The sequence below is a fragment of the Pseudomonas sp. FFPRI_1 genome (assembly GCF_055384485.1).
This window is the reverse complement of record NZ_AP029168.1, coordinates 5469135-5482632: the sequence shown is the minus strand read 5'-3', so window position 1 is coordinate 5482632 and position 13498 is coordinate 5469135. Positions and strand designations below refer to the sequence as shown.

The window sequence follows — 13498 nt, the reverse complement described above, 5'->3', positions numbered from 1 at the left end:
GCGAGGTAGTACATGCAAGCTTTAATCGACTCGGTAGGCACGCTTTCTTCCAAGGAAAGAAGAGCCCTGGCGATTTTGCTTAAAGAAAAGGGCATCAACCTCTTTGGTATCGCTCCTATCTGCAGCCGCGGCGCCGACGAGGCGCCGGTTCTCTCCTATACCCAGGAAAGCCAGTGGTTCCTTTGGCAACTGGAACCCGACAGCACCGCCTACCACATCACCACGGCGCTGCGCTTGACCGGAGAACTGGCCCTCGACGCGCTGCGCCATGCATTCGATACCCTGATTGCCCGGCATGAAACCCTGCGCACTACCTTTTCCGAAGAAGATGGCACGGCGGTGCAGGTGGTCCATCCACCGGCGCCGCTGGACATCGAGGTCATCGAACTGCACGCCGGCGGCCTGTCCTATGAGGCCCAGGTCCATGCCCTGACCGACAGCAAGAGCCAGCCGCCCTTCGATCTGCGCAATGGCCCGCTGCTGCGGGCCAAATTGCTGCGGGTGGCAGCAGACGAGCATGTGCTGGTCCTGACCCAGCACCACATCGTTTCCGATGGCTGGTCGATGGGGGTGATGGTCGACGAGCTGATCCAGCTCTATGCCGGCTACCGCCTGGGACGCACCGTCAACCTGCCGGACTTGCCGATTCAATACGCCGACTATGCCAACTGGCAGCGCCAGTGGATGGATGCCGGCGAGCGTGAGCGGCAACTGGGCTACTGGCTGGAGCAACTGGCCGGGGAGCAACCCTTGCTGATGCTGCCGCTGGACCACTCGCGCCCGGCGATCCAGAGCTATCGGGGGGCGCTGTTGGATATTCCCTTGCCGGAAGAGCTGCGCCTGGGCCTCAAGCAATTGGCCCAGCGTGAAGGGGCAACCCTGTTCATGTTGCTGCTGGCCTCGTTCCAGGTGCTGTTGCACCGTTACAGCGGCCAGGCGGACATCCGCGTCGGCGTGCCGACCGCCAACCGCAACCGGGTGGAGACCGAGCGCCTGATCGGCTTCTTCGTCAATACCCAGGTGTTCAAGGCCGAGGTCGACGGGCAGCTGGGCTTCAATGATTTCCTGCAGCAGGTCAAGCAGACCGCGCTGATGGCTCAGTCCCACCAGGACTTGCCTTTCGAACAGTTGGTGGAAGCCCTGCGCCCCGAGCGCAGCCTGAGCCACAGCCCGCTGTTCCAGGCGATGTTCAACCACCAGACCGCGGTCAAGAAAGGTGGGCAGAGCCAGCGTCTGGACGACCTCAGCATCGAGACCCTGAGTTGGCAGGGGCGTGCCGCGCAGTTCGACCTGACCCTGGATACCTTCGAATCCGAGGATGGTCTCTGGGCCTCCCTGACCTACGCCACCGACCTGTTCGAGGCCTCCACCATCGAGCGTCTGGCCCAGTCCTGGGTGCAGTTGCTGCAGGGCATCGTCCAGCAGCCGCGCCAGCGTCTGGGAGACCTGCCGCTGCTGGGCGCTGCCGAGCAGCACCAGTTGCTGCACGAGTGGACCCCGGCCACCGGTGAGTTCCCCAGCGATGGTTGCGTGCAGCAGTTGGTGGAAGCACAAGCACTGAAAACCCCGGAGGCCGAAGCCCTGCTGTTCGCCGGCCAACGCCTGAGCTACCGGGAACTCAATGCCCGGGCCAACCGCCTGGCGCACAAGCTGATCGAGCTGGGCGTGGGGCCTGAAGTGCGGGTCGGCGTGGCCTTGCAGCGCACCCCGGAAATGGTCGTGGCGCTGCTGGCGGTGCTCAAGGCCGGTGGCGCCTATGTGCCCCTGGACCCGGACTATCCACAGGATCGCCTGGAGCACATGCTGCGCGACAGTCAGGCGCAGATCCTGCTGACCGAAAGCGCCTTGCTGTCGCTGCTGCCGTCCGTGGAATCCCTGCAGACCCTGCAACTGGATGCCCAGCCGGGCTGGCTGGATGGCTACTCGACAGACGACCCGGCGCCACGCGCGACTCCGGACAATCTGGCCTATGTGATCTACACCTCCGGTTCCACCGGCCTGCCCAAGGGCGTGGCGATTGCCCATCGCAACGTGCTGGCGCTGATCGACTGGTCGAATCGGGTGTACAGCACTGAAGACCTGCAAGGGGTGCTGGCCTCGACTTCGATCTGCTTCGACCTGTCGGTGTGGGAGCTGTTTGTCACCCTGTCCAGCGGCGGCTCCATCGTCCTGGCCCGCAACGCCCTTGAGCTGCCGGAGCTGGCAGACCGCGACCGGGTGCGCTTGATCAACACCGTGCCGTCGGCGATTGCCGCGCTGCAGCGCAGCGGGCAGATTCCGCCCAGCGTACGGATCATCAACCTGGCGGGTGAGCCGCTGAAACAGGCCCTGGTGGACAGCCTCTACCAACAGCCGGGGCTGGTGCATGTCTACGACCTGTATGGCCCATCGGAAGACACCACCTACTCGACCTACACCCGGCGCGAGGCGGGAGGGCAGGCGAATATCGGCCGGGCCATCAGCAATACCCAGAGCTACATCCTCAGCCCGGACCTGCAACCGGTGCCGGTGGGCAGTGCCGGCGAGCTGTACCTGGCCGGTGCCGGGGTCACCCGTGGCTACCTGGCACGCCCGGCGTTGACCGCCGAGAAGTTCGTGCCCAATCCGTTCTCCAGCGACGGTGGCCGGGTGTATCGCACCGGCGACCTGACCCGCTATCGCGCCGATGGGGTGATCGAGTACATCGGTCGCATCGACCATCAGGTGAAGATCCGCGGCTTCCGTATCGAGCTGGGGGAAATCGAAGCGCGGCTGGTGCAGCAAGCGGCGGTGCGCGAGGCTTTCGTCCTGGCCCACGAGGGTGACAACGGCCAGCAACTGGTGGCCTACATTGTGCCGAGCGACGCGGCAATGGCCGTCGCCGGGGATGCCCAGGCCACCCTGCGCGAGAACATCAAGAGTGCACTCAAGGAGCATGTGCCGGACTACATGGTGCCGGCGTACTTGCTGTTCCTCGAAGCATTGCCCCTGACCCCCAACGGCAAGCTCGACCGCAAGGCCCTGCCCAAGGTCGATGCCCAGCAGATGCAGCAGGTCTATGTGGCGCCGCAGAGCGAGCTGGAACAGCAGATCGCGGCGATCTGGGCCGATGTGCTCAAGCTGGAGCAGGTGGGGGCGACCGACAACTTCTTCGAACTGGGTGGCGACTCGATCATCTCGATCCAGGTGGTCAGCCGCGCGCGGCAGGCCGGTATCCGCTTCACCCCGCGGGATCTGTTCCAGTACCAGACGGTACAGGGGCTGGCGGCAGTGGCCGAGCAGGGTGAAGGCGGGGTGCAGATCGACCAGGGCCCGGTGCATGGCGCGACTGCGCTGCTGCCGGTGCAGCAGTGGTTCTTCGAGCTGCCCATGAGCGAACGCCATCACTGGAACCAGTCAGTGCTGCTCAAGCCGTCTCAGCCGCTGCGCGCCGAAGTGGTAGAGAGCGCCTTGCAGGCGCTGCGGGTGCAGCATGACGCCTTGCGGTTGCAGTTCCGCCAGGAGGCTGATGGCTGGTCGGCGCGTTTTGCCGATGCCAGCCAGCGGCCGGAGCTGCTCTGGCAGGTTGCGGTGGATAGTGCCCAGGCCATGGAGCAGTCGGCGATCGAGGCGCAGCGCAGCCTGAACCTGCAGGACGGGCCGCTGCTGCGGGCCGTGCTGTTCAGCCTGGAGGACGGCAGCCAGCGTCTGTTGCTGGTGATCCACCACCTGGTGGTGGACGGCGTGTCCTGGCGGATCCTGCTGGAGGATCTGCAACTGGCCCACACTCAACTCAGCGCCGGCCAGACCCTGGCGTTGCCGGCCAAGACCAGCTCGACCCAGGCCTGGGCCGAGCAGATGCAGACCTATGCCCAAGGTGCAGCGCTGCAGGAAGAACTCAAGTACTGGCAGGCTCAGTTGCAGGGCGTCGAGTCGAACCTGCCGCAGGATCGCCCGGTCACCGAGTTGCAGAACCAGCACGCCAGCAACCTGAGCTCACGCCTGGACAAGGCCCATACCCAGCGCCTGCTGCAGGACGCCCCGGCGGCCTACCGCACCCAGATCAACGATTTGCTGCTGACCGCCCTGGCCCGGGTCATCACCCGCTGGACCGGCGAAGCCAGTGCCCTGGTGCAACTGGAAGGCCACGGCCGCGAAGACCTGTTCGACAGCATCGACCTGACCCGCACCGTGGGTTGGTTCACCAGCATGTTCCCGGTGAAGCTCACGCCCCAGGCGTCCCTGGCCGACTCGATCAAGTTCATCAAGGAACAACTGCGGGCGGTGCCGAACAAGGGCATCGGTTTTGGCGCCCTGCGTTACCTGGGGGATGCTCAGGCGCAGCAGGCCCTGGCAGCCCTGGCCGTGCCGCGTATTACCTTCAACTACCTGGGCCAGTTCGACGGCAGTTTCGACGAGCAGGATTCCCTGTTCAAACCCAGCGGTGAAGCCAAGGGCGACGATCAGAGCCCACTGGCCCCGCTGAGCAACTGGCTGAGCCTGGATGGCCAGGTCTATGGCGGCGAGTTGAGCCTGAACTGGACCTTCAGCCAGCAGATGTTCGATACCGCCACCGTGCAGCGGCTGGCCGACGACTATACCGAGGAGCTCAAGGCGCTGGTGGCGCATTGCTGCGCACCGCAGCAGGCGGGCGCGACCCCGTCGGACTTCCCGCTGGCGGGCCTGACCCAGCAGCAACTGGATCGTCTGCCGGTGTCGATGGCCTCGGTCGAAGACCTCTACCCCCTGTCGCCCATGCAGCAGGGCATGCTGTTCCATACCCTCTATGAGCAGGCGGCGGGCGACTACATCAATCAACTGCGGGTGGACGTGGACGGCCTCGATCCGCTGCGCTTCCAGCAGGCCTGGCAGGCGGCCATCGATCGGCATGACATCCTGCGCACCGGCTTTATCTGGCAGGGCGAGGTGTCGACGCCGCTGCAAGTGGTGCACAAGCACATTGCCCTGGATTGCACCCTGCATGACTGGCGCAGCCAGCCACAGCAGCAGGAGGCCCTGGACACCCTGGCCACCGCCGAGCGCCAGCGTGGCTTCGAGCTGGATGCGGTGCCCTTGTTGCGCCTGACCCTGGTGCGTATCGACGAGCAGCGCTACCACCTGATCTACACCAACCATCACATCCTGATGGACGGCTGGAGCAACTCGCAGCTGCTCGGTGAGGTGCTGCAGCGCTATGCCGGTCAACTGCCGAGCCACGCGCCGGGCCGTTACCGGGACTACATCGCCTGGCTGCAACGCCAGGATGCCCAGGCCTGTGAAAGCTTCTGGAAAGAACAGCTGCAGACGCTGGATGAACCGACCCGCCTGACCCAGGCGCTGTCCCGGGTCGCGGAGATTCCGGCTGGCACCGGCCACGGCAAGCATCATCGCGAGCTGGACCTGGCACAGACGGCACGCCTTGGCGAATTTGCCCGGCAGCAGAAGGTCACGGTCAATACCCTGGTGCAGGCGGCGTGGCTGCTGTTGCTGCAACGTTGCACCGGGCAGGAAAGCGTGGTGTTCGGCGCCACGGTGGCGGGGCGCCCCGCTGAGCTCAAGGGCATCGAGCAGCAGGTAGGCCTGTTCATCAACACCTTGCCGGTGGTGGCCACGCCACGCCCGGACATGACCGTGAGCCAGTGGCTGCAGGCGGTACAGAACCGCAACCTGGCGCTGCGTGACTATGAATACACGCCGCTGTACGAAGTGCAGCGCTGGGCCGGGCTGGGCGGGGACGCGCTGTTCGACAACATCCTGGTGTTCGAGAACTACCCGGTGTCAGAGGCCCTGGAAAAAGGCGCCCCGGCGCAACTGCGCTTTGGCGCGGTGGGCAACCACGAGCAGACCAACTACCCACTGACGGTTGCGGTCAACTTGGGGGCGAGCCTGTCGTTCGAGTTCATTTATGCCCGTGAATCCTTCTCTGAACCTTCGATGGTGCAGTTGGGCGGGCACTTGCAGGGCCTGTTGCTGAGCCTGATGGAGCATGCGCAAACCGGCCTGGGTGAGTTGCCATTGCTGACTCGGGACGAGCAGCGGCGCATTCGTCAGGAGTGGGACCACACCGATGTGGTCTACCCGACTCACCGTTTTGTCCACCAGCTGTTTGCCGATCAGGCGGCCAAGGCCCCGGATGCGCCGGCAGTGTTCTTCGCCGAGCAGCGCCTGAGCTACCGCGAGCTGGATACGCAAGCCAACCAACTGGCGCACAAGCTGATCGAACTGGGCGTTGGCCCGGAGGTGCGGGTGGCCATCGCCATGCCGCGCTGTGCGGAAATCATGGTGGCCTTCCTGGCCGTGCTCAAGGCCGGTGGGGTCTATGTGCCGCTGGATATCGAATACCCCCAGGACCGCCTGCGCTACATGATGCAAGACAGCGGCGCCTGGCTGCTGTTGACCCAGAACCATCTGCTGGACCGCTTGCCGATCCCGGACGGTTTGCCGACCCTCAGCGTCGAAGGCGCGGCGGATTTTGCAGCCTATCCGGTGACCAGCCCCGAGGTAGCCCTGGCCGAGGAAAACCTCGCCTACGTGATCTACACCTCCGGTTCCACCGGCTTGCCCAAGGGCGTGGCGGTGTCCCATGGTCCGCTGGCCATGCACAGCCTGGCCACCGGCGAGCGTTATGAAATGAGCCCGGCGGATTGCGAGCTGCACTTCATGTCCTTCGCCTTCGACGGCTCCCACGAAGGCTGGATGCACCCACTGATCTACGGCGCCAGCGTGCTGATCCGCGACGATAGCTTGTGGTCGCCGGAGTTCACCTACGAACAGATGCACCGCTACGGCGTCACCGTGGGTGTGTTCCCGCCGGTGTACCTGCAGCAACTGGCGGTGCACGCCGAGCGCGACGGCAATCCGCCGGCGGTGCGGGTCTACTGCTTCGGCGGCGATGCCGTGCCCCAGGCCAGTTACGACTTGGCGTGGCGGGTGCTGCGTCCCAAGTACATCTTCAACGGTTATGGCCCGACCGAGACGGTGGTTACCCCGTTGATCTGGAAGGCTAAGGCGGGTGATCCCTGTGATGCGGCCTACGCGCCTATCGGCAATATCGTCGGCAATCGCAGCGCCTATGTGGCCGATGCCAACCTCAACCTGTTGCCGGTGGGCGTGGCGGGCGAGCTGTACCTGGGTGGCCTGGGCGTGGCCCGGGGTTACCTGGATCGACCTGGGCTGACGGCCGAGCGTTTTATCCCTGACCCCTACAGCACCACCGGCGCCCGGTTGTACCGCAGCGGCGACCTGACCCGCTACCGTACCGACGGCCTGGTGGAATATGTGGGCCGTGTTGACCATCAGGTGAAGGTACGGGGCTTCCGTATCGAGCTGGGCGAGATCGAAGCGCGGCTGCTGGAGCAGGACCCGGTGCTGGAAGTGGCGGTGATCGCCCAGCCAGGGCCGAGCGGCCAGCAGCTGGTGGGCTACATCGTGCCGGTGGACGCCGAGGTGGCGTCGAGCAACGAGCGCCAGGCGCAGTTGCGCGAGAGCATCAAGGCGCGCCTGCGCGAGAGCCTGCCGGACTACATGGTGCCGACCTACCTGCTGTTCCTCGAAGCGCTGCCGCTGACGCCGAACGGCAAGCTGGACCGCAAGTCGCTGCCGAAAGTCGATGCGCAGCTGATGCAGCAGACTTATGTGGCGCCGCAGAACGATCTGGAGCAACAGATCGCGGCGATCTGGGCCGATGTGCTGAAGCTTGAGCAGGTGGGCGTCACCGACAACTTCTTCGAGCTGGGCGGCGACTCGATCATCTCGATCCAGGTGGTCAGCCGGGCGCGGCAGGCCGGTATCCGCTTCACCCCCAAGGACCTGTTCCAGCACCAGACGGTGCAGGGGCTGGCCACGGTGGCGGAGCAGGGCGAGGGCGGTTTGCAGATCGACCAGGGCCCGGTGCGTGGGCAAATGCCGCTGCTGCCGATCCAGCAGTGGTTCTTCGATACACCGGTGCCGGAGCGTCATCACTGGAACCAGTCGGTGCTGCTCAAACCGCTACAGGCGCTGCAAGCCCAGACCCTGGAAAGCGCCTTGCAGGCCCTGACGGTGCAGCACGATGCCCTGCGCCTGCGCTTTACCGAACATCAGGAAACGTGGAGCGCAGCCTTTGCCGATGCCGATGAGCCGGTGCAACTGCTGTGGCAGGCCAATGTCGCCGACGCCCAGGCGTTGCAACAGTTTGCCGAGCAGGCCCAGCGCAGTCTCAACCTGCAAGAGGGGCCGTTGCTGCGGGCCGTGTTGTTCACCCTGGCCGACCAGAGCCAGCGCCTGTTGCTGATCGTTCATCACCTGGTGGTGGATGGGGTGTCCTGGCGGATTCTCCTGGAGGATCTGCAAGCCCTGTTGGGCAATCAGGCACTGCCGGCCAAGTCCAGCTCGACCCAGGCCTGGGCCGGGCAGCTGCAAGCCTATGCCAGCAGCACAGCGCTGCAGCAGGAGCTGGGTTACTGGCAGACGCAGCTGCAGGGTGTCGAGTCAAACCTGCCCTGCGACCACGATCATGACGGATTGCAGAACCAGCACGCGACCAGTGTCGAAACCCGGCTGAGCAAGGGTGATACCCAGCGCCTGTTGCAGGATGCGCCGGCAGCCTATCGCACCCAGATCAACGACCTGCTGCTGACCGCCCTGGCCCGAGTCATCACCCGCTGGACCGGCGACAGCAGCGCCCTGGTGCAACTGGAAGGCCACGGCCGTGAAGAGCTGTTCGACAGCATCGACCTGAGCCGCACCGTGGGCTGGTTCACCAGCGTGTTCCCGGTGAAGCTGACGCCGCAGCCGGCCCTGGCCGACTCGATCAAGTTCATCAAGGAACAGCTGCGTGCCGTGCCCGACAAGGGCATCGGCTTCGGTGCCCTGCGCTACCTGGGGGATGCTCAAGCCCAGGCAGCCCTCGCCGCACTGGCCGTACCACGCATCACCTTCAACTACCTGGGGCAGTTCGACGGCAGCTTCGATGACCAGCAGGCATGGTTTGCCCCGGCCAATGAGGCCAAGGGCGACGACCAGAGCCTGCACGCCCCCCTGGGCAACTGGCTGACCCTCAACGGTCAGGTCTATGGCGGTGAGCTGAGCCTGGGCTGGAACTTCAGCCGGGCGATGTTCGATACCGCCACCATCCAGCGCCTGGCAGACGAGTATGCCCAGGAGCTCCAGGCCCTGATCGAACACTGCAGCCAGTCCGAGCACCGTGGCGCCACCCCGTCGGACTTCCCGCTGGCCGGCCTGAACCAGCAGCAGTTGGACCGCTTGCCGCTGGCCCTGGCCCAGGTCGAAGACCTTTACCCGCTGTCGCCGATGCAGCAAGGCATGCTGTTCCACACCCTGTATCAAGAGGAGGGCGGCGACTACATCAACCAGCTGCGGGTAGATGTGGACGGGCTCGATCCCGAGCGCTTCCGCCAGGCCTGGCAGGCAACCATCGAGCGCCATGACATCCTGCGCAGCGGTTTCCTCTGGCAGGGCGAACTGCCGGCGCCGATCCAGGTGGTGTACAAGCAGGTCAGCCTGGAGTGTGCCGAGCACGACTGGCGCTCGCCAGAGCAGACCCCGCAAGCCCTGGACGCCCTGGCTGCGGCCGAGCGTCAACGGGGCTTCGATCTGGCCGCTGCGCCCCTGCTGCGCCTGACCCTGGTGCGCACTGGCGAGCAGCGCTACCACCTGATCTACACCAACCACCACATCCTGATGGACGGCTGGAGCAACTCGCAGTTGCTCGGTGAAGTACTGCAACGTTATGCCGGTCAATTGCCGCAGCACCTGACCGGGCGCTACCGCGACTACATCGCCTGGCTGCAACGCCAGGACGCCACCCTCAGTGAACATTTCTGGAAACAGCAACTGCAGGGGTTGGATGAGCCGACCCGTCTGGCCCAGGCCATTGCTGGCGGTGCACGCGCGCCGCTGGAGGAGGGCCATGGCAGCCACGGCTGCACCCTCGACGAGGCTCAGACCCGCAGCCTGGGCGAGTTTGCCCGACAGCAGAAAGTTACGGTCAACACCCTGGTGCAAGCCGCCTGGCTGTTGCTGCTGCAACGCTGCACCGGGCAGGACACTGTGGTGTTCGGTGCCACCGTGTCTGGCCGGCCGGCAGAACTCAAGGGGGTGGAGCAGCAGATCGGGCTGTTCATCAACACCTTGCCGGTGGTGGCCGCGCCACGTCCGCAGATGTCGGTCAGCGACTGGTTGCAGGCGGTGCAGGAACGCAACCTGGCCCTGCGTGACTTCGAACACACGCCGCTGTACGACGTGCAGCGTTGGGCCGGCCTGGGGGGCGAGGCGCTGTTCGACAACATCCTGGTGTTCGAGAACTACCCGGTGTCCGAAGCCCTGGAAAAAGGCTCGCCGGCACAGCTGCAATTTGGCGCGGTAGGCAATCATGAGCAGACCAACTACCCGCTGACCCTGTCGGTGTTCGTCGCTGAGCGCCTGTCGTTCGACTACAGCTATTCGTGCCAGCACTTCAGTGCCGCCGCGATCCAGCAGTTGGCCGAGGGCCTGCAACAGCTGCTGCTGGCCATGATCGGCAACCCCCGGCAGTGCCTGGGGGACCTCTCGCTGCTCAGCGATGGGCAACGGATGGCCGTTGAACAAGCATCCCGCCGGGCGGCCGGGCAAGTGGGTCGGGACCTGAATATCCACCAGTTGATCGAAGCCCAGGCCGCACGCACGCCGGATGCCGTGGCGCTATTGTGTGCCGGTGAGCAACTGAGCTACGGCCAGTTCAACCAGCGGGCCAACCAGTTGGCCCACAAGCTGATCGAGCAAGGCGTGGGCCCGGACGTGCGGGTCGGCATTGCCGTGGAGCGTGGGCTGGACATGATTGTTGGCCTGCTGGCGGTGCTCAAGGCTGGCGGCGCCTACGTGCCGCTGGACCCTGAATACCCTCAGGAGCGCCTGCACTACATGATGCAGGACAGCGGCATCCAGTTGCTGCTGACCCAGTCGCCGCTGCTGGAGCGTTTGCAGGATGGCCTCGCGGTGCCGTACCTGTGCCTGGACCAGGCTCCCGTCTGGCTGGCCGGTATGGCGCAGGGCAACCCGCCAGAACGCAGCAGTGCAGAAAACCTGGCCTACGTGATGTACACCTCCGGTTCCACCGGCCGGCCCAAGGGCGTAGGCATCACCCACAATGCCCTGAGCCAGCACGCACGGGCCACCGCCAGCCATTTCAACATGACGGCTGCCGACCGTGGCTTGCAGTTCTCTACCTTCAACTTCGACGCCTTTGTCGAACAGCTGTACCCGGCGCTGATCTGTGGTGCGTCGGTGGTGATCCGCGGCAAGGCGTTGTGGGACAGCGAAACCTTCTACCGCGAGCTGATCGAGCAGGGCATCAGCATCGTCGACTTGAGCACCGCCTACTGGTTCATGCTGGGCAAGGACTTCGCCGCCAAGGGGCCACGGGACTTTGGCCGCCTGCGTCAGCTCAACCTGGGGGGCGAGGCCATGCCGGCGGAAGGCGTGGCGGCGTGGAAACAGGCCGGCCTGGATCAGGTCTGCCTGCTCAACACCTACGGGCCTACCGAAGCCACCGTGAGTGCCACGACCCATGATTGCGGCGCCTACCTGAATGGTGCTCAGCCGATGCCGGCGGTGATTCCACTGGGCAAGGCCCTGCCGGGCCGCTCTATCTACTTGCTGGACAACAGCGGCAACCTGCCGCTCAACGGTGTGATGGGTGAGCTGATGATTGGCGGCGACCTGCTGGCCCGGGGTTACCACGACCGCCCAGGCCTGACCGCCGAGCGTTTCATTCCCGATCCGTTCAACACCGATGGCGGTCGTCTGTACCGCACCGGCGACCTGGCCCGTTATGACGCCGAAGGCGTGATCGAGTACGCCGGGCGCATCGACCACCAGGTGAAGATCCGCGGTTTCCGCATCGAAATGGGCGAGATAGAAGCGCGGTTGCTGGAGCTGGCTCAAGTACGCGAGGCAATTGTGCTGGCCCAGGACGGTGCGAGCGGGCCGCAACTGGTGGCTTACGTCGTGCCAGCCGCGCAGGTGGCGGCCGATACGCCCGAGGCCCAGGCGCAATTGCGCGAGCAATTGAAGGGGGCTCTCAAGGAGGTGCTGCCGGACTACATGCTGCCGGCGCACCTGCTGTTCCTCGAAGCGCTGCCGTTGAGCCCCAACGGCAAGCTGGACCGCAAGGCCCTGCCTAAAGCCGAGGCTAGTCAGTTGCAGCAAGCCTACAATGCTCCGCAGAGCGAACTGGAACAGCAGGTCGCCGCCCTCTGGAGCCAGGTGCTGGACATCGAACAGGTGGGCCTGGACGACAACTTCTTCGAACTGGGCGGCCACTCCCTGGATGCCTTGCGCCTGATCGGCGCCATCAACCAGGCACTGGCTGTGCAACTGAGCATCAATGCCCTGTTCGCGGCGCCGACTGTGGGGCAACTGGCTGGTGCGATCGCCGTTGGCCAGGCTGACAGCGCGCAGAACGTCGTCGCCCTGGGCGGCGCCGGCCAACCGCTGTTCTGCTTCCACCCGGCGGGGGGCAGCGTATATGGCTACCTGCCGTTGGCGGCGCAGTTGCGCGACCATTGCACGGTGTATGGCGTGCTGCATCAGGCCTACCTGCAAGCCGACTGGAGCGAGGTTTCATGGCTGGCCATGATTCAGCGCTATGTCGCCAGCATCCGCCAGGTGCAGCCGACAGGTCCTTACTACCTGGCAGGCTGGTCCCTGGGCGGGTCCATTGCCATGGACGTGGCCAGTGAACTGGAGGCGGCGGGAGAGACGGTGCGTTTCCTTGGCCTGCTCGACCCGACACCGCCTCAGGGCGCCGGGGACGATCAGGTCCAGACGCAGGAGATGCCCGTCACTGTGACGGCCGAGTCCGAGTGGCGGGCGATCGTCGACAAGCTCTGCCAGCAGTTCCCGGGCAGTGCGCAGATGATCGAGAGCCGCTTGAGGCGCGAAGCCGAGCTCGACTGGCAGAGCATCCATGGCTGGGTGGCTGGCAATATCCCCCTGGCTCCCGGCGAGCTGGATCGGGTGGTGGGGCTGTTCAAGGCCGAGTTTGACGCCTCGCTGGTCAGCGCCGTGTTCAATGACTTGAGTGCCTTGTCTGCGGCCTATGCCTACCGTCCGTTGCAGGTTGCGCCGCGGCTGTGGTGGTCCAGCGATTATGCCCGGGAGCGGATCCAGGTCATGGAGCAGGCCATGGGTCGCGAGGTGCAGGGTGGCGAGATAGCCGCTTCATACCGTATCGAAGCCCGCCATGAAGCCATGGTGGACAGCCGAGCCTTGCTGGAGAGCTTCACAGAGCAGTTGCTGACCTGCTTGAACTGAGTCACCGACAAAGGCCTGGACCGGCAACGGTCCAGGCCTTTGTCGTTTTCGTCATAAGCAAATCAACGGCTCGCCCTCGCTCTGTAGGAGCTGGCTTGCCAGCGAAGGCGTCACCCGGGGCGCTGCATGACTTGCGGGCGCCTTCGTCGGCAAGCCGGTTCCTACGGGGATCTGCACGGTCTATCTGCCTGCTGTAGGAGCTGGCTTGCCAGCGAAGGCGTCACCCAGGGCGCTGCATGACTTGCGG

The 13498-nt window shown here is 65.1% G+C and carries 1 protein-coding gene; it reads left to right on the top strand.

The window, feature by feature from the left end; translation table 11 throughout:
• The first annotated feature begins 12 nt into the window (after window positions 1-12).
• Window positions 13-13251: a non-ribosomal peptide synthase/polyketide synthase gene (locus tag ACZ5BO_RS24355; RefSeq protein WP_464696763.1), complete on the top strand. Its 13239-nt coding sequence runs from the start codon at window positions 13-15 to the stop codon at window positions 13249-13251.
• Window positions 13252-13498 lie beyond the last annotated feature (247 nt).

Excerpts from the sequence above, each read along its gene's own strand:
- ACZ5BO_RS24355 (WP_464696763.1), top strand. The coding sequence starts at position 13 with ATGCAAGCTTTAATCGACTCGGTAGGCACGCTTTCTTCCAAGGAAAGA.